Source organism: Martelella sp. UBA3392 (genome assembly GCF_002358775.1).
GTDB classification, from domain to species: domain Bacteria; phylum Pseudomonadota; class Alphaproteobacteria; order Rhizobiales; family Rhizobiaceae; genus Martelella; species Martelella mediterranea.
In genome coordinates this window covers 428-17,097 of sequence record NZ_DEPM01000005.1, presented here as the reverse complement: position 1 = coordinate 17,097, position 16,670 = coordinate 428, and the positions used below count along the sequence as shown (strand labels likewise).

The 16,670-nt window shown below is 63.6% G+C and carries 18 protein-coding genes; 8 read left to right on the top strand and 10 right to left on the bottom strand.

What is annotated here, in order from left to right; translation table 11 throughout:
* The 7 genes from B4E36_RS00550 to B4E36_RS00520 all read right to left on the bottom strand — a co-directional run.
* On the bottom strand, positions 1-468 hold a 468-nt coding region (locus tag B4E36_RS00550), incomplete at its 3' end, for a pyridoxal-phosphate dependent enzyme (RefSeq protein ID WP_345899850.1).
* Positions 465-839 (bottom strand): RidA family protein, encoded by a 375-nt coding sequence (locus B4E36_RS00545; RefSeq protein WP_292053481.1) that lies wholly within the window; start codon positions 837-839, stop codon positions 465-467. The genes B4E36_RS00545 and B4E36_RS00550, both read right to left, overlap by 4 nt.
* Entirely contained in the window at positions 836-1,423 is a 588-nt protein-coding gene (locus tag B4E36_RS00540) for a peroxidase-related enzyme (RefSeq protein WP_292053479.1), read from the bottom strand. Before B4E36_RS00540 ends, B4E36_RS00545 begins: the two co-directional genes overlap by 4 nt.
* A complete protein-coding gene (locus tag B4E36_RS00535) occupies positions 1,420-1,908 on the bottom strand; it encodes a hypothetical protein (RefSeq protein WP_292053477.1) in 489 nt (162 codons plus the stop codon). The genes B4E36_RS00540 and B4E36_RS00535 overlap by 4 nt, the downstream gene beginning before the upstream one ends.
* On the bottom strand, positions 1,905-3,194 hold the full coding sequence (locus B4E36_RS00530; protein WP_292053475.1) for a TRAP transporter large permease: 1,290 nt from the start codon (positions 3,192-3,194) through the stop codon (positions 1,905-1,907). The genes B4E36_RS00535 and B4E36_RS00530 overlap by 4 nt, the downstream gene beginning before the upstream one ends.
* Positions 3,191-3,712: a TRAP transporter small permease gene (locus B4E36_RS00525; protein WP_292053473.1), complete on the bottom strand. Its 522-nt coding sequence runs from the start codon at positions 3,710-3,712 to the stop codon at positions 3,191-3,193. The genes B4E36_RS00530 and B4E36_RS00525 overlap by 4 nt, the downstream gene beginning before the upstream one ends.
* A 6-nt stretch (positions 3,713-3,718) precedes the next feature.
* Positions 3,719-4,729, bottom strand: a complete 1,011-nt coding sequence (locus B4E36_RS00520) for a TRAP transporter substrate-binding protein (protein ID WP_345899849.1) — start codon at positions 4,727-4,729, stop codon at positions 3,719-3,721.
* A 124-nt stretch (positions 4,730-4,853) separates the two neighbouring features.
* Here B4E36_RS00520 and B4E36_RS00515 point away from each other — a divergent pair, with 124 nt between their 5' ends.
* Genes B4E36_RS00515 through B4E36_RS00505 form a run of 3 tightly spaced genes read left to right on the top strand, consistent with a single transcriptional unit; the run spans position 4,854 to position 8,276 of the window.
* Positions 4,854-5,819: a LysR family transcriptional regulator gene (locus tag B4E36_RS00515; protein ID WP_292053468.1), complete on the top strand. Its 966-nt coding sequence runs from the start codon at positions 4,854-4,856 to the stop codon at positions 5,817-5,819.
* A gap of 19 nt (positions 5,820-5,838) precedes the next feature.
* Complete coding sequence (locus B4E36_RS00510; protein ID WP_292053466.1) at positions 5,839-7,269, top strand: NAD(P)-binding domain-containing protein; 1,431 nt, start codon at positions 5,839-5,841, stop codon at positions 7,267-7,269.
* A gap of 17 nt (positions 7,270-7,286) precedes the next feature.
* Positions 7,287-8,276, top strand: a complete 990-nt coding sequence (locus B4E36_RS00505) for a membrane dipeptidase (protein WP_292053464.1) — start codon at positions 7,287-7,289, stop codon at positions 8,274-8,276.
* A gap of 24 nt (positions 8,277-8,300) precedes the next feature.
* Here B4E36_RS00505 and B4E36_RS00500 read toward each other — a convergent pair whose 3' ends face one another.
* The gene (locus B4E36_RS00500; protein WP_292053462.1) at positions 8,301-9,641 is read right to left on the bottom strand and encodes an MATE family efflux transporter; all 1,341 of its coding nucleotides are present in this window, start codon (positions 9,639-9,641) and stop codon (positions 8,301-8,303) included.
* Between the two features lie 147 nt (positions 9,642-9,788).
* The gene (locus B4E36_RS00495; protein WP_292053459.1) at positions 9,789-10,394 is read right to left on the bottom strand and encodes an exopolysaccharide biosynthesis protein; all 606 of its coding nucleotides are present in this window, start codon (positions 10,392-10,394) and stop codon (positions 9,789-9,791) included.
* A 137-nt stretch (positions 10,395-10,531) separates the two neighbouring features.
* On the opposite strand from B4E36_RS00495, the gene B4E36_RS00490 reads away from it, so the two are divergent.
* Together B4E36_RS00490 and B4E36_RS00485 are read left to right on the top strand one after the other, a co-directional pair.
* Positions 10,532-10,786 carry a hypothetical protein gene (locus B4E36_RS00490; RefSeq protein WP_018063535.1) on the top strand — a complete coding sequence of 85 codons (255 nt, stop codon included), beginning with the start codon at positions 10,532-10,534 and terminating at the stop codon, positions 10,784-10,786.
* A 62-nt stretch (positions 10,787-10,848) separates the two neighbouring features.
* Positions 10,849-11,115 (top strand): DUF7218 family protein, encoded by a 267-nt coding sequence (locus tag B4E36_RS00485; RefSeq protein WP_292053454.1) that lies wholly within the window; start codon positions 10,849-10,851, stop codon positions 11,113-11,115.
* Positions 11,116-11,122: 7 nt separating this feature from the next.
* Here the strand turns inward: B4E36_RS00485 and B4E36_RS00480 are convergent, their stop codons facing one another.
* Complete coding sequence (locus B4E36_RS00480) at positions 11,123-11,602, bottom strand: MarR family winged helix-turn-helix transcriptional regulator (protein ID WP_292053453.1); 480 nt, start codon at positions 11,600-11,602, stop codon at positions 11,123-11,125.
* Positions 11,603-11,799: 197 nt separating this feature from the next.
* On the opposite strand from B4E36_RS00480, the gene B4E36_RS00475 reads away from it, so the two are divergent.
* From B4E36_RS00475 to B4E36_RS00465, 3 genes are read left to right on the top strand one after another with little or no spacing between them, the layout of a single operon-like run.
* Positions 11,800-13,575, top strand: coding sequence for an N-acetylglutaminylglutamine amidotransferase (locus tag B4E36_RS00475; RefSeq protein ID WP_345899848.1), 1,776 nt, complete (start codon positions 11,800-11,802; stop codon positions 13,573-13,575).
* A 10-nt stretch (positions 13,576-13,585) separates the two neighbouring features.
* On the top strand, positions 13,586-15,400 hold the full coding sequence (gene ngg, locus B4E36_RS00470; protein ID WP_292053451.1) for an N-acetylglutaminylglutamine synthetase: 1,815 nt from the start codon (positions 13,586-13,588) through the stop codon (positions 15,398-15,400).
* A gap of 3 nt (positions 15,401-15,403) precedes the next feature.
* Complete coding sequence (locus B4E36_RS00465) at positions 15,404-16,597, top strand: osmoprotectant NAGGN system M42 family peptidase (protein ID WP_018063540.1); 1,194 nt, start codon at positions 15,404-15,406, stop codon at positions 16,595-16,597.
* The last annotated feature ends 73 nt before the right edge of the window (positions 16,598-16,670 follow it).

The window sequence follows — 16,670 nt, the reverse complement described above, 5'->3', positions numbered from 1 at the left end:
GGCGATCCGCTGCGCCGCCTCATAGACCTCGCCGGAGCGTTCGACCAGGTGGCACTGGCCGCCGAAGCGTTCGATCGCCTCGATCTTTTGGCGCGATGTGGTGCGCGGCATCACCGCGATGAACGGCAGATGCAGGATGCGGGCGAAATAGGCCTCCGAGACCGCCGTCGAGCCCGACGACGCCTCGACCAGCGTCGTGCCCTCGCGGATATGGCCGTTGCAGATGCCGTAAAGCACCAGCGAGCGGGCGAGGCGGTGTTTCAGGCTGCCGGTCGGATGGGTGCTTTCGTCTTTCAGATAGACCGAAAGACCGGTGAGGCCGGGAAAGACCGGCTTGATCAGATGGGTGTCGGCGGAGCGGCGGGCGTCGCCCTGCAACAGCCCGATGGCGCGGCGCGCCCAGGCGCGCTCCGCGCAGGCCGGCAGCGCGATGTCCAGACCGTCGGTCAGGAGGCTCTCGCCGCTCATAGCGCGATCACCGCCTCGACTTCCACCATCGCCCCCTTGGGAAGGGCCGAGACTTCATAGCAGGCGCGCGCCGGGAACGGCTCGGCGAAGGCCCTGCCGTATTCTTCGTTGACGGCGGCGAAGCCGGATAGGTCGGTCAGAAGCACGGTGGTCTTGATCGTCTTCGCCAGGTCGGTTCCGGCTTCCTCGGCAATCGCCGCGATATTCTTCAGGCATTGCCGCATCTGCTCCACCGCGCCACCTTCCACGAACGCGCCGGTTGCCGGATCGATCGGAAGCTGACCCGACACGAACAGCAGATCGCCATGGCGAACGGCCTGGCTGTAGGGGCCGATTGCGGCAGGGGCCTTTTCGGTGGCGATGGCTTTCATGGTGCGGTCCTTTGGTCTTCATTGTCCGAATGGCCGAGCGGGTGCATCAGCCGATTGGCCCAGCCGAATATAGCAATAGCATGAATGAGGTCGATGATCTCGAAGGGTTCGAGGCCTGCGGCCTTCAGCGCCGCGATATGGCTTTTGTCGGCGTTGGGTGGTGTCGCCGTCAGCGCCTCGGCGAACGCGACGATCGCGGCATCGCGGGCCGACAGCGCAGCGCGATTCTCGGTCCAGAGCGCGGCTATAACGTCGGATGAGCCGGACAGGCGGATATGCTGGCGGGCGTGGACATTGGCGCAGTAGCGGCAGCCATTGACCTGGGATGCGGCCAGCGCGCCAAGCTCGCGGTCGGCGCGGGGCAGGCCGCCCTCGGCATACATGATCGCGTTGAACAGCGTTGTGCGTGCGACATAGCTTTCCGGGTCGTGGGCAAGGGTGCGCACATAGGGCGAAACCTTCTTCGCCGAGGGCGTCACCTTCATCGCTTCCAGTTGTTCCGGCGTGGCGTCCTCGATCTCGACCGGCGGCAGATGCGGATGCCAGGTGAGAGGCTTGATGCGGATGGAACCCAGAGCGCTCATGCACCTTCCTCCAGCAGCGAAAGTCCGTGGGCGACCCTGATCTGAAAGCAGGCGAAGGCCAGAAGCTCGGACAGCGCGATCACCTGCGGCACGCTCAGTCCGGCCGCAAGTAGCGCATCGAGGCTTTCGCGGGTGCTTGCGCCCGGATTGGCGGCGATCATGTCGGCATGGGCGGCGATCGCTGCAAGGCGGTCGTCTTCCGGCATCTCACCGCGTGAAAGCGTGGCCAGGGCCTCGTCTTCCGGCACGGGATATTCGGTGAGCAGGCGTTCATCGTCCGCGGTCAGCGCCACCCGGCGTGCGATCGCAGCGCGCAGCGCCGGCGACAGGCCAAGATCGTTGTGAGGGGTGAGAACGGCCACGCGGCAATCCTCAGCGCCGTTCAGGAATTCGGGGCGAAGCGCGCGAAGCTTGTAGACTTCGCCGTCTTCGGCAAGGCCGCCGGCGCGGTCCAGCGCGTCGGGCCGGGCATGGTGTATGGTCATTGCGGTCCCATGATGAGATTGGGGAGCCAGAGCGTGATTTCCGGCACGGTCGCCAGCAGGATCAGCACGACGATCGGCGGGATCAGCAGTGGCAGGATAGCGATCGCCAGCTTTTCGAAGCGTACGCCCGAAACGGCCGACATCAGGTAAAGCCCGACGCCGAGCGGCGGCGTGGCGATGCCCAGCAGCAGGGCAAGGGTGATCACCATGCCGAACTGCACCCGGTCGATGCCGAAGGCATCGGCGGCGGGCAGAAGCAGCGGCAGGAGGATGATCTTGGCCGGCGTCGCCTCCATGAAGCAGCCGATGATGACCAGCAGCACGATGGTGAAGGCCATGAACACCCACGGCTTGCTGATCGCCTCCAGAATGCCGGAGGCAAAGGCCTGCGGCACCTGCTCGAAGGCAAACAGCCAGCCCATGATCTGGGAGACGCCGATGATCATCATGATCAGGGAGGAAAGCACCGCGCTTTCGGTGAGCGCGTCGCGCACGCCCTTCCATGTCACCGTGCGATAGAACAAGCCGATCAGCAGCGAATAGCCGCAGGCGATCACGCCGGCTTCGGTGGCCGTGGCAAAGCCGAAGATGATGGCGCTCAGAATGATGGCGGGCGCGATCAACGCCGGAAGTCCCTCGAGCGTGGCGCGCCGGATATCGCTGATGCTGGCGCGTTTCTCCCGCGGCATCGGCGTCCAGATCGAAACAACGCGGATATAGAGGATGAAGGAAATCGCGACGAGAATGCCGGGAATGATGCCGGCCAGAAACAGCCGGGCCACCGACTGGTTGGCAAGCCAGGCATAGACGATCAGGCTGATCGAGGGCGGAACGATCGGTCCGACAAGCGAGGTCGCGACCGTGAGGGCGGCCGAGAATTGAGGCGAATAGCCGCGCTCGCGCATCGCCTTCACCTCAAGCTGGCCGAGACCGGCGATATCGGCCGTAGCCGCGCCCGAAACGCCCGCAAACAGCAGCGAGGCGACAACATTGACATAGGCAAGGCCGGCGCGGAAATGGCCGATCAGCGCCAGACAGAAATTGAAGATGCGATCGGTCAAACCAATGGTGTTCATCAGATTGCCGGCCAGCACGAAGAACGGGATTGCGAGCAGCGCCGGCTTTGCCGCGCCATCGAGAATCTGTTGCGGGACGACGATGCCCATATCGCCGAAACCGGCCCAGTAGAGGCCGATAATGGCGCCGGCGCCGATGGCAACGGTCACCGGCACGCCGATAAGCATCAACAGCACGAAACCGCCGATGACGATCAGACCGAGGATCATTCGACGGCTCCTTTTTCCACCGGTTCGATATCGCGCGGGAACGCTTCGGTCCGGCCGGTGGCGATCTCGATGAAGGACAGCAGGAAATGCGCAAACACCAGCGAGGCGGAGACGAACAGCGGCAGCGACTGGGTCCAGATCGGCAGGCCGGTGCCATCCATCGGCGCGCGCTGAAGCGAGATCAACGCCGGCGCGCCGCGCAGGATCGCCGCCATCACGGCCATGCCGACGAGGCAGGCGAACATGCCGCCGATCCGCCGCCCGACGGGCGGCAGGCGCGACATGAAGATATCGACAACCACGTCGCGGCGGTTGCGCATATAGACGAAGAAGCCGAGCAGCAGCATCCAGATGAACAAGAGCAGCGTCCACGAGAATATCCAGCCGAAGGCATGATCGAACACCGCCCGGAAGGCGACGTTGAAGAGGTTCAGCGCCACCATGACGGCGAGACAGAGGGTCGCCAGCCCCTTGAAGAGGCTGGCAATGGCGTCAAGAAACCCGTCAAGCGCGCGCATCGGGTCTTACTCTTGCTTCGCGGCCTGAACGGCGTCCAGCAGGCCTTCGGGCAGTTCGCCGTTTTCGGCGCGCTGCTGATAGAAAGCGGCCATCCTGTCGCTGAACTGCGTGGTGTCGAAGTCAAGGTTCACGGTGACGCCATCCTTGGCCTCCAGGTCGCTTTCCAGCGTCGCTGCCTGTTCTTCCAGCAGTTCGCGGGCATAGGCGGATGCTTCGCTGTGGGCGCGCTCCAGGGCGTCCTGCTGTTCCGGCGTCAGCTTGTCCCAGGCCTTGGCGTTCATCATCCAGGCAACCGCCTGCGGATATTCGTCGGTGCGGATGATGTTGGGCGCAACCTCGTAGAAACGGGTGGATTCGATCAGTTCCGCCGGAGAGGTCACGGCGTCGACGATGCCGCGATTGATGCCGTCATAGACCTCGCCCCAGGGCAGGACGCGCACTTCCGCGCCGAGATAGGTCCAGGCATCGATCACGAGTTGGTCCTGAAACTGACGCAGCTTCAGGCCCTTGATATCGTCAACCGTCTCGACCGGCTTGTTGGACAATAGCGTGCGGAACGTGCCGCGCGGCATCTCCGGAATGCTGCCGAGAACGGTGATATTGGCCTTGTCCTCGACTTCGCCGAGCCAGGACTGGAACAGGTCGCCATCGATGAAATTCGACCACTGGTCGTAATTGTCGAACAGGAAGGGGGCGGAGGCATAGCGGATGCTGTCCTCCCAGCGCGACATGAAGGACAGGCTCGACGGGGCAAGCTGGATAATCCCCTGGCTGAGCTGTTCGATGACGGAATCCATCGAGCCGATCTGCTCATTGGGATAGATTTTCACCTCGATCTCGCCATCGGTGTATTCCGACACCAGATCAGCGAACTTCTGGTAGGCCTTCCCCTCGAAACTGTCGGGGGTCATCATTGAGCTCAGGCGCCAGACGTCGGCTGCCGAGGCCGTCTGCGCCATTGTGGCCGTTGTGATCGCGATCGTCGCGACGCCTGCGATGCGTGCTATCAAAGACATGCTGCTATTCCTCTGTTTTATTGTTCCGCTTCCGGTCTCGCCATCGCGGCTCACCGCCCGTGACGCGTGAATGGCTTAATCTGCACTTGCCAATATCACGTATATGGATAATGATGCGGTCAATATGTCAATATCGAATGATAAAATTTCCGATGTGAAAGCGCTCGAAGCCTTCCAGGCCGCCATGGCCTGCGGCTCGATGACGGCGGCTGCCAAGCAATTGGGTATCGGCCAGCCGGCCGTGACCCGGCAGATCAAGGAACTGGAGGATTCGGTGGGGTTCCCGCTGTTTCACCGCAACGGGCCGCGCATATCGCCGACCGAGCGCGGGCTTCAGTTCTATGGAGAGGTGCAGCGGCTGATGTCGGGCCTGCATCAGATCCGCGAACGCGCCGCCGCCATTCGCGACGGTCGGATCGCGGCGATCGATATCGCCGCCACGCCAACCATGGCGGGCGGGCTTCTGAGCCCGACGCTGGCGCGCATGGGTGAGGATTTGCCGGGCGTGGTCAATATCGAGACCATGAATGCCGAGCATGTGGCCCGCGCCGTGACCAGCCGCGCGGCAGATTTCGGCATTTCGGCCCTGCCGCTGGAACATGCCACGCTCGAAGCCAAGGTGATCTGCGAATCCCGGCTGGTGGCCGCCATTGCCGAAGGCGGCCCCTTTGATGTGGACGGGCCGCTTGCTCTCGAAGCGCTTTCCGCCGCGCGGCTTTTGACCGTCGGCAATGCCTATCGCATTCGCGGCAAAATCAACGGCGCGCTGGCGCGCGGAAACATCACGCCCTCAGGCGAGATCGTCACCAATTCCTCGCTCAACGCGATGATGGCCGCGCGGGCCGGGCTCGGCATCGCGATCATCGATCCGGTCACGGCGTTCGGCATTCCCGTCGAGGGTGTTGCGATCCGGCCGCTTTCCGTCAGCCTGCCCTATATCTGGGGGCTGTTCAGCGCCGCCGGCCGGGTGCTTCCCGGCGAGCTTCTCTCTTTCGCGGCAGGCTTCGAGGCTGCCTGCAGGACGACCATCCCGGACTGCGTGTTCCACGATCCCGTGGACGTGCGGACGCTGGAACGGTCCAGTCTGTAATGCAAGGAACTGAAACCTCATGACGCACACTTCTGGCCTTGCGGCCCTGGAAGCCGAACTTGAACGCCAACGCACTTTGCTGAACCTGCCGCCGAAGGCGTGGATGCCGGCGACCGACGGCCCGAATGGGGGCGACGTTCTGGATGTGGCGGTCATCGGCGCGGGTCTTTGCGGCCTTGCCGCCAATCTCGCCTTGCGGATGGAGGGGATTTTCAAGGTTCGTCTGTTCGACCGCGCGGCGAAGGGGCGGGAGGGGCCGTGGGTCACCTATGCGCGCATGGAAACGCTCCGCACCGTCAAGGAAGCCGCCGGGCCCGCCATGGGCATTCCCGCGCTCACCTTCCGCGCCTGGTTCGAGGCGCAGTGGGGCGAAGACGCGTGGGATCGCATGGATCTCGCGCCGCGCACCATGTGGATGGACTACATGAACTGGTTCGCCAGGGTGACCGAGGCCGATATCGTCAATGACTGCGATGTCGAAGGGATCGCGCCGGAGGGTAATTTGCTGCGTCTGGCGACAACGCAAGGAACGGTGCTGGCCCGCCGGGTGGTCATCGCCTCCGGGCTGGACGCCATGGGCGCGCCGCGTCTTCCCGCCGTCGCGCGGCACATCCCGAAGGGCAAGGTCTATCATTCCGCCGACGTGTTCGACACGAAGACGCTGAAGGGCAAACGCGTCGTCGTGGTCGGCGCCGGTGCTTCCGCCATGGACAACGCGGCGACCGCGCTGGAAGAGGGCTGCGCCCGGCTCGATCTTCTGGTCCGCCGTCCCGCCATTCCCGTCATCGACAAGTTCACCGGAACCGGTTCGCGCGGCATGACATCGGGCTTTGTCGGCCTGCCCGACCGGGTCAAGTGGGAGATCATGAACGAGGGCGACCGCTTTCCCGTTCCGCCGCCGAAGCACTCGGTCGAGCGGGTCGCCCGTCACGACAATGCCTTTCTCCACGTCGGCGCGTCGGTCACCGCGGTTGAGGAAACCGCGGATGGCATCCGCGTCGTCACGCCAAAGGGCGCGCTCGACGCCGATGTCGCGATTTTCGCCACCGGCTTCGGCATCGATCTTGCCGAGCGGCCGGAGCTTGCCGCCTTCGCGCCGCATATCCGCACATGGGGCGATGTGATGGGCGCGGAGAAAGCTGCGGAAAATCCCGGCCTTGCGGCCCATCCCTATCTCGCGCCCGATTTCTCCTTTCTCGAAAAGCGTGAAGGCGCATGCCCGGCGCTTTCGAAACTCACCTGCTTTGCCTACCCCTCGGTTCCGAGCCACGGCAAGGTGACCTCCGGCATTCCGTCCTCCAGCGAAGGTGCCCGAAGGCTGGCCTCGGGCCTGGTGCGCTCCTTCATGGCTGAGGATGCCGACATCCATCTCGCCCGCTTCCGCGACTATGATCGCCCCGACATGACCGGCGAGGAATGGCTTCCAAGCGATCTCGCCATGACCGCCTGAATTCTAGGACAACTGCCATGAACGAAACTTACATTCACTCCTCCTCGATCGTCATCGACGCGCTGCAATGCTCGGATTTCAATCGCGACATCCTGTTGGAAGCCCAGGCCGGCGGCGTGACCGCCATCAGCGCGTCCTCCGTGCTGTGGGAGAATTTTCGCGGCGGGATCGAATATGTGATCATGTGGAAACAGAAGCTGGCCGAAAACGCCGATATCGCCATGCCGGTCAAAACGCTGGACGATATCCGTCGCGCCAAGGCGGCGGGCAAGGTCGGCATCATCTTCGGCTGGCAGAACACCTCGCCGGTCGAGGACCGGCTGGATTATTTCGGCATCTTCAAGGACCTCGGCGTCAACATCATGCAGTTGACCTACAATACCCAGAACCTGTTCGGCGCGGGCTATCTTGAGGAAAAGGACAGCGGCCTGACCGGCTTCGGCCGCGAGGCCGTGGACGAGATGGGACGATGCGGCATTCTGATCGATCTGTCGCATGTCGGCATCCAGACCTCGCTCGATACGATCGCCTATTCCGAAAAACCGGTCGCCATTACCCACTGCCTGCCGCGCGGGCTGAAGGATGTGCCGCGCAACAAGCCGGACGAGGTGTTCAAGGCCTGCGCCGAAAAGGGCGGCGTCATCGGCACCTCGCTGTTTGCGCCCGGTCTTGCCAAGGGCAATGACGCGACGGTTGCTGATGTGATCGACGCGATGGAATACACGATGGATCTCGTCGGCGAAGACCATGTGGCGATCGGAACCGATTTCAACCACAACCGACCGCGTCCGGGACCGTGGCTGCTCTGGGCCAACAAGGACAAGGGCACCGGCCGCACGCTGACCGAGTTCGGCTCGGCCAAGATCACCAAGCCGGAAGGCATCCGCCGCAATGACGAATTCCCCAATCTGACCGCCGAAATGCAGCGCCGGGGCTGGTCGCAAACCCGGATCGAGAAAATCCTCGGCGGCAACTGGATGCGGCTCTTCGGCACGGTCTGGGGGTGATCGTCGGATCGCCTGGTTTCGGAATTATAGCGAAGCCGCAGGCGAAAAGGTCCGGTCCGCCAGCTTCGGCAACGTCAGCCGGAAGAAGACCGAACGCGCGCCCTGAAACAGCAGCATTGCGATCCAGAGGCCGTGATTGCCGAACAGCGGCTGAAGCACCGCCCAGGCCGCGAAGTAGAAGGCCAGCGACGCCAGCATCAGCGTGCGCATCTCGCGCGACCATGTCGCGCCGATGAAAACGCCGTCCATCTGGAATGCGATCACGCCGATGAGCGGCATGATCGCCGCGTAGGGCAGGTAGGTGTGGGCGAGCGCCTGCGTCTCCGGGATCGGCGCGATCAGGGCCACGACCATGGGGCCGGTGAGGAAGAACACTGCCGATACCGCCAGCGCCATCGCCACGCCCCAGAGCGTGGTGAGCTTGATGACGCGATCGAAGGCCGGGCGGTAGAACGCGCCGACCGCGCGGCCCGCGAGCTGTTCCGCGGCGGTGGCGAAACCGTCCAGGAAGGCGACGCCGAGGAAATAATAGCGCAGCAGCACGGTATTGGCGGCCAGGATATCGGTGCCGAGCACGCCCGACTGGCGGGTGAAGAAGGAAAGCCCGATCAGAAGCGCGAACGAGCGGATCATCATGTCGCGGTTGACCGAGAACATCCGCTTGAGCGCGGAAATGTCCGGCCATTCCCAAAGCGTTCGGTCGGTGCGTCTGAGGATCAGGACCGCGCCGATCACGGCCGTCATACCCTCGGCGATCAGGCTCGCGGCTCCCGCGCCCGCGAGCCCGTAACCGAGCCATAATACACCGGCAAAGGCCAGAAACAGGTTCAGCGCGTTCAGCACCACCTGCAGCAGCAGCGCCGTCATCGCCTCGCCGCGGCCGATCACCCAGCCGAAGACCACGAAATTGAACAGCGCGAACGGCGCCGACCACACCCGCCAGGCGTAATAGGTCCAGGCTGCTTCGCCCACCGGACCGTCGGCATCAAGCGCCGCCAGGCCCAGATGGCCGATCGGCACGTGCAGCAGGAGAATGAGCAGGCCCGCGGAAAGCGCGATCAGGATGCCGCCCAGCAGCATGCGCTGTTCCTGGCGACGGTCGCCCGCACCGACGGCCTGCGCGGTGAAGCCGGTCGTCGCGCCGCGCAGGAAGTTGAATGTGGTGAACAGCACATCGAAGATGACGGCGGCCAGCGCGACGCCGCCGATCAGCACCTCGTTTCGCAACTGGCCGACCACGCCGGTCGCCGCAAGGCTTACCAGCGGCGTCGAAAAATGCGCGATCATCATCGGCAGCGCGATCGTGAAAACCTGCCGGTGGGTAACCTGAAAGGGGCGCGAAACCCGACCGGCGGTATTCTCCACGATGAGCTTTCCCTGAACCATGATTTGCCGGCTGGCCCGGCGCGAAAGATATGTCCCTGGATTAGGGCGAGACTGTCGAGTGCGTCAAGTGCGCGGGGCCTCTGCACAGCGGTGTCAGGCAGCGGCAGCCGCGCCGTTGGGGGATCGTCAAAGCGACGACAGCACGCTTGTCACGCCCCAGGCCACTGCGCCCAGCGGCACGAGGGCCAGCAGGGCGAAGATGCCGTCGCGGGTGAGGATCGAGAAGGCGATCAGGGTCACGGCGACGCCGATGAGGGACGAGGAGAACGGGATGAACTCCATCAGCGGCATGATCGCGCCGAAAATCACGCAGGCAAGCGGCAGCAGCCATTTGAAGGGACGCTTGAACAGGAAGGTCAGGCGTTCGCGCGCGGTCCTGTCGATAAAGCGCGTCAGCGGCAGAACCTTCTCCATGGCGGGCTGCAACCTGGCGCTGGCGATCTGCCTGTGGCGAATCCAGCCGGGGAGCCAAATCCGGGTATGGCCGACGAGCTGCTGGGCCGCGATCATCATGATGATCAATCCGCATAATGTCGAAAGCCCCGGTACGCCGCTCAGCGGCGTGATCAGCACCAGCGCCGGCAGGATCAGCAGCGGCACGAACGAGGCATGGCCGAACGAGGCCATGAGGTGGTCCACCGAAACGTGGCCGTCGCCTGCCTCCTCCATGGTCTGCTGAACGATTTCCGTCAGCGAGTGAAACTCGCGTTCGGGCGCGGTGGCGGGCGACAAGCAAGACTCCTGCAAACATTGATGTGATGACTTCGAAACGCCGCACGCCGCGCTTGGTTCCGGCAGGCGGCGAACGGGATTGCATTTCGTCGCGCGCTGTGTACCTCTTCCATGCAACAGGGGAAAGCGAGGAAATTATGTCGGAACATCGTCTGGAACGGTTGGAGGCGCAGATGGCGGCGCATCAGGAGGTGCTGATCGCGCTTGCCGCAGCCCTTGCCGAGGGCAAGGATTATTCGGTCTTCCGCCGCGCGCTCGACGGACTGCTGACGGTCAAGGGCCAGGAGGAGGATCCGGGCTTCGAGCCGGACGAGGCCTTCGCCTTCCAGTACCGGGTCGCCGAGACGATCCGCACGATCGTCGACGGCGCGGAGGCGCGCGCCAACCGGTAACGGCCCGGAACCAAAAGCCCGTCTCCATCGTTTTTCAGGTAAATTCGATGGAGATGGATGCTATGCCCACCGCGAAAGACGAAGCCCGGATCAAGGACGAGGATACCTATCAGGCTCTGCGGCGAGACGGAGTCTCGAAGGAAAAGGCCGCGCGCATTGCGAACGCAAAGGCCAATGACCGCATGAAGCCCTCCAGGAAGGGTGGCGAGGCGCAGCCCTATGAGGAGTGGACGCGCGAGGATCTCTATGATCGCGCCCGCGAGATCGGCATCGAGGGCCGGTCGAAGATGAGCAAGAAAGACCTGATCAAGGCGCTTAGAAACCACTGATACGGGGTCAGCGCGCCATGCTTTCAGGGCTTCCCGCATCTTCTCGATCTAGCAGGTCGGCCACCATCTTGAAGGCTGTGACGATGTCGCGCTGTTCTTCTCCCGTAAAGGTGGCGAAGTCGGAGGCGAAACCATCCGCAAAAAGCGACGGCGCTCCTTCCAGCGTGCGTGCGCCCGTCTCTGTCAGTGCTGCCTGCACAGTGCGCCGGTCGCTGGTGGAGCGGATGCGGGTGATCAGGCCCTTGGCCTCAAGCTTGTCAAGAATGGTGACGGTGGTGGCGGGGCTGAGGTCCGCCTGTTTCGAGATTGCCGCCGTCGTCAGCGCGCCCTGGTCGCTCACGGCCTTCAGCACCACGATCTGCGGGATCGTCAGCCCCGTTTCGCGGCCGATCCGTTTCGAGCGGATGTCGATCGCATGGGCGATCCGGCGGATCGCCTTCATCACCGCATCGGCATTGTTGATCACTGTATCAGGTTTGTTGTCCATCATCGCGGAAAGTAGTTACAACAGAAATCATTTGAACTCAAATGATTTCTGTTGTAACTAAAACCGAACCCGAGATGCGGGCTTTGAGCCCGCGCCATGAAAAAAACAGTCTGCGCCGCGCGGTGTCCGCGCCGGCGTTTTGCCTTATGCGCCCGGCTGAACCGGGCAGCCAGTCCACAGGAGCGACCGACCAGACCATGTGTGGTATTGCCGGAGAGATCAGATTCGATGGAACCCTTGCAGATTCAGAGACCGTGGCCCGGATTACCGCGGCGCTCGCGCCGCGCGGGCCGGACGGCAGCGGCATCTTCGCCCAAGGGCGTTTCGCCTTCGGTCACCGCCGTCTGAAGATCATCGATCTCTCCGAAAAGGCCGCCCAACCGATGACAGACCCAGAGCTCGGGCTCACCATCGTGTTCAACGGCTGCATCTACAATTATCCCGAACTTCGGCGTGAACTGGAGGACAAGGGCTACCGGTTCTTCTCCACCGGCGATACCGAAGTGATCATGAAGGCCTATCACGCCTGGGGCCGCGATTGCGTGAAGCGGTTCCACGGCATGTTCGCCTTCGCCATCATCGAGCGCGACAGCGGCAAGGCGATGATCGCGCGCGACCGTTTCGGCATCAAGCCGTTCTATTACGCCATGAGCGGCCGCAACATCCGCTTCGCCTCGACGCTGCCGGCGCTTCTGAAGGGCGGCGGCATCGACAAGTCGGTCGATCCGGTGGCGCTGCATCATTACATGTCGTTCCACGCCGTGGTTCCGCCACCGCACACCATCGTCAAGGGCGTGCGCAAGCTGCCACCAGCCACCACCCGCTGCTTCGAGCCGGATGGCTCGTATGAGGATATCCGCTACTGGTCGCCGAAACACGAGCGCGATGCCGCGACCGCCAAGCTCACCCGCGAGGAATGGCGCGACCGGGTGCTCGATGCGCTCCGCATCGCCGTCAAACGCCGCATGGTCTCCGACGTGCCGGTCGGCGTGCTCTTGTCGGGCGGCGTCGATTCCTCGATCATCACCGGTCTGCTGGCTGAGGAAGGCCAGAAGGACCTGATGACGTTTTCGATCGGCTTTGAGGAGGCCAATGGCGAAAAAGGCGACGAATTCACCTATTCCGACCTGATTGCCGAACGTTTCGGGACCGATCACCACAAGATCTTCGTGCCGTCCTCCGAACTGATGAGCGCGCTGCCCGACACGATCAACGCGATGTCGGAGCCGATGGTCTCCTACGACAATATCGGCTTCTTCCTGCTGTCGCGCGAGGTCTCCAAGCATATCAAGGTGGTGCAATCCGGCCAGGGCGCGGACGAAATCTTCGCCGGCTATCACTGGTATCCGCCGCTGGAAAATTCGAACGACGTCGTCGGCGATTACGCCAAGGGCTTCTTCGACCGCGACCACGCCAAGCTTTCGCGCCATCTGTCGGACGAATGGCTGGCAGAGGAGGATGTCAGTCGTGCCTTCGTCGAGAGTCACCTGATGGCGGCCGGCGCCGAAGGTCCCGTCGACCGGGCGCTCAGGCTCGACAGCCAGGTCATGCTGGTTGACGACCCGGTCAAGCGGGTGGACAATATGACGATGGCCTGGGGTCTGGAGGCGCGCGTGCCGTTCCTCGACCATGAACTGGCCGAGCTCGCGGCCACGATCCCGCCGGAGTTCAAGCTCAATGATGGCGGCAAGGGCGTACTGAAGGATGCGGCAAGGCTGGTGGTTCCCCACGAGGTGATCGACCGCAAGAAGGGTTATTTCCCCGTGCCCCAGCTCAAATACATCTCGGGCGAGTATCTGGACATGGTGCGCGACGTGCTGACCAGCCAGGTCTCCAGCGAGCGCGGGCTGTTCAGGAAGAGCTATCTGGACGACCTGTTCATCGACCCGATCGGCCACATCACGCCGCTGCGCGGTTCGGAACTGTGGCAGGTCGCGCTTCTGGAAATGTGGCTGCAGTCGCACGACATCTGAGGAAAAGCCGATGAGTTCGGACAAAGGCTCCAGGGACGATCATCGCGGGCGCGAGGCCTATGCCCATCGCCTGAAGCGGATGCGCTCGCACGGGATGAAACCGCCGATCCCCGGCGGCGAGGAGCACGGCGACATGACGCCGGACGCCTCGATCGATTGCGGCTGGGGGCGGGTGGTCTTCGGCCAGACGTTTTCCGATGCCAAACTGCTGATCGAGACGCTGCGCGCCGAGGTGCCGGACCATCGTGATATCGCGATCTATGTCCGCGATCCGCATGTGGTGCTGGCGAATGCGCCGCAGGAGGTGTTTCTCGATCCCTCTCACACCTTCCGGCTGGAGCTTTCTACTTACCGCTCGGCCTCCAAGCCGCCGCAGGGCTTCTTCATCCGCCGTCTGACGTCGGAGATCGACGCCCAGGCGATCAACCGGATCTACGCCGCGCGCGGCATGGTCGTGGTCCGGCCGGACTTTTTCTGGCGCCAGCGCGATGCCCGTTCGATCTCCTATTTCGTCGCCGAGGAGGAGCATAGCGGCAATATTCTCGGAACGGTGACCGGCATCGACCATTCGCGGGTGTTCAACGATCCGGAAAAGGGATCGTCGCTCTGGTGCCTGGCAAGCGACCCGCAGGCCCGCCAGCGCGGCATCGGCGAGGCGCTGGTGCGCCGGCTTGCCGAGCATTTCCTGGCGCGCGGCGCGTCCTATCTCGATCTCTCGGTGCTGCACGACAATGATCCGGCGATCCGGCTCTACGAGAAGCTCGGCTTCAAGCGGGTGCCGTTCTTCACGGTCAAGCGCAAGAACCAGATCAACGAGAAGCTGTTCACCGGGCCCGAGGAAGACGATTACGAGGCGCTCAACCCCTATGCCCGGCTGATCGTCACCGAGGCCCGGCGCAGGGGGATTTCGGCCGAGATCACCGATGCCCGGGGCGGCTTCTTCCGGCTGTCCTATGGCGGGCGCTCGATCCATTGCCGCGAAAGCCTGTCGGAGCTGACCACCTCGGTCGCGATGTCGATCTGCGACGACAAATCCGTGACCCGTCGCTTCGTCGAGGAGGCCGGCGTCAAAGTGCCGCGTCAGATGACCTCGGATGCCGGCGAGGACGCGATCCGCGGCTTCCTGGAGGATGCCGGCCATCTGGTGGTCAAGCCTGCGCGCGGCGAGCAGGGCAGGGGCATCTCCGTCGGGATTTCTACATTCGAGGACCTGCAGGAGGCGGTCAAGGCCGCCAAGGCCTATTGCGACACGGTGCTGATCGAGGAAATGGTGCAGGGCGAGGATCTGCGCCTGATCGTGATCAACTATCGTCTCGTGGCCGCCGCCGTGCGTCGCCCGGCCCATATCGTGGCCGACGGCAAGTCATCGATCGAGCAGTTGATCGCGAGCCAGAGCGAGCGGCGCAGCGCGGCAACCGGCGGCGAATCATCGATCCCGCTCGATGCCGAGACCGAACGCACGGTGCGCGATGCCGGCTACACCTTCGCCGATGTGCCGGAGGCGGGCACCGAAATCCGGGTGCGCCGCACGGCCAATCTGCATACCGGCGGTACCATTCACGATGTCACCGATATCGTCCATCCGAAGCTGGTGGATGCGGCGATTTCGGCGGCGCGCGCCATCAATATTCCGGTGGTGGGGATTGACCTGATGATCAAGTCCCCGCAAAACCCGGACTATGCCTTTATCGAGGCCAATGAGCGGCCGGGGCTAGCCAATCACGAGCCGCAGCCGACGGCCGAACGGTTTGTCGACCTGCTGTTCCCGCTTTCAATGCCGGCCGGCGTACGCCATTCGGTGCGCGAGGCCCACAAGAACGAGTAGCAGATGAAACGATTGACGATTGACGCCGATTACCTGTCCGACATTCTCAAATCGCTCCTCGCGATCCCCTCGCCGACAGGCTACACCGACCCCATCGTCCGTTTCGTGACCGGAGAGCTGGAAAAGCTCGGCCTTTCCGTGGAACTGACCCGGCGCGGCGCGATCCGCGCCGTCCGGCGCGGCGTCGACAGCCGCGGCGCGCGCGCCGTGGTCTCGCATGTCGATACGCTCGGCGCGCAGGTGAAATATCTGAAGTCGAACGGAAGGCTGGAACTGGTGCCGATCGGCACATGGTCGGCGCGGTTTGCCGAGGGCGCGCGCGCCACGATCTTCACCGAAAAGGGCTCCTATCGCGGCACCATCCTGCCGCTGAAGGCGTCCGGCCACACCTTCAACAATGAAATCGACGAATTGCCGGTCGGCTGGCAATATGTCGAGCTGCGCGTCGACGCGCTGACCCGCGACGAGGCCGATCTCGACCGGCTCGGCATCGAGATCGGTGATATCGTCGCGATCGATCCCCTTCCGGAATTTCTGGACAACGGCTTCATCGTCTCGCGCCATCTTGACAACAAGGCCGGCGTGGCGCTGATGCTGGCCGCGCTGAAGGCGATGCAGGACGAGAATGTCGAAACTCCGGTCGCCAGCCACTGGCTGTTCACGATTGCCGAGGAAGTCGGCGTCGGCGCCTCCTCGATCGTTTCGCCCGAGGTCGCCTCGCTGGTCTCGATCGACAACGGCACCTCGGCGCCGGGCCAGAACTCCTCGGAATTCGGCGTCACCATCGCGATGGCCGACCAGACCGGCCCGTTCGACTGGCACCTGACCAAGAAACTGGTCGATGTCTGCAAGGCCAACGATATCCGCTACCAGAAGGACGTGTTCCGCTACTACCGTTCGGATTCGGCAAGTGCCGTGGAAGCCGGCGCTGATGTGCGCACCGCGCTGGTCGCCTTCGGCGTCGATGCCTCGCACGGTTATGAGCGCATCCACATGCATGCGCTCCGTTCGATCGCGGAAATGATCACCGCCTATCTGACCTCCGATGTCGAGATCAAGCGCGACTTCCAGCAGTCCGGCCCGATGACCGGCTTCACCCGCCAGCCGACCGGCAGGGCCAAGCAGGAACTCTCGGCCGACGTCGAAAGCGAAACCATCGACGACCCGGCGCACCCGCATCACGCGGGGCATGCCTGAGGACGGCGATTGGATATGGGCTTGGCCTCTTGCTCCCAATACTCTCTCCCGCTTGCGGGAGAGATGCCCCGAA

Bases quoted from the DNA above. Each gene is read 5' to 3' on its own strand.
- B4E36_RS00545 (WP_292053481.1), bottom strand. From the start codon at position 839: ATGAAAGCCATCGCCACCGAAAAGGCCCCTGCCGCAATCGGCCCCTAC.
- B4E36_RS00540 (WP_292053479.1), bottom strand. From the start codon at position 1,423: ATGAGCGCTCTGGGTTCCATCCGCATCAAGCCTCTCACCTGGCATCCG.
- B4E36_RS00535 (WP_292053477.1), bottom strand. From the start codon at position 1,908: ATGACCATACACCATGCCCGGCCCGACGCGCTGGACCGCGCCGGCGGC.
- B4E36_RS00530 (WP_292053475.1), bottom strand. From the start codon at position 3,194: ATGATCCTCGGTCTGATCGTCATCGGCGGTTTCGTGCTGTTGATGCTT.
- B4E36_RS00525 (WP_292053473.1), bottom strand. From the start codon at position 3,712: ATGCGCGCGCTTGACGGGTTTCTTGACGCCATTGCCAGCCTCTTCAAG.
- B4E36_RS00520 (WP_345899849.1), bottom strand. From the start codon at position 4,729: ATGTCTTTGATAGCACGCATCGCAGGCGTCGCGACGATCGCGATCACA.
- B4E36_RS00515 (WP_292053468.1), top strand. From the start codon at position 4,854: ATGTCAATATCGAATGATAAAATTTCCGATGTGAAAGCGCTCGAAGCC.
- B4E36_RS00510 (WP_292053466.1), top strand. From the start codon at position 5,839: ATGACGCACACTTCTGGCCTTGCGGCCCTGGAAGCCGAACTTGAACGC.
- B4E36_RS00505 (WP_292053464.1), top strand. From the start codon at position 7,287: ATGAACGAAACTTACATTCACTCCTCCTCGATCGTCATCGACGCGCTG.
- B4E36_RS00490 (WP_018063535.1), top strand. From the start codon at position 10,532: ATGTCGGAACATCGTCTGGAACGGTTGGAGGCGCAGATGGCGGCGCAT.
- B4E36_RS00485 (WP_292053454.1), top strand. From the start codon at position 10,849: ATGCCCACCGCGAAAGACGAAGCCCGGATCAAGGACGAGGATACCTAT.
- B4E36_RS00480 (WP_292053453.1), bottom strand. From the start codon at position 11,602: ATGGACAACAAACCTGATACAGTGATCAACAATGCCGATGCGGTGATG.
- B4E36_RS00475 (WP_345899848.1), top strand. From the start codon at position 11,800: ATGTGTGGTATTGCCGGAGAGATCAGATTCGATGGAACCCTTGCAGAT.
- ngg (WP_292053451.1), top strand. From the start codon at position 13,586: ATGAGTTCGGACAAAGGCTCCAGGGACGATCATCGCGGGCGCGAGGCC.
- B4E36_RS00465 (WP_018063540.1), top strand. From the start codon at position 15,404: ATGAAACGATTGACGATTGACGCCGATTACCTGTCCGACATTCTCAAA.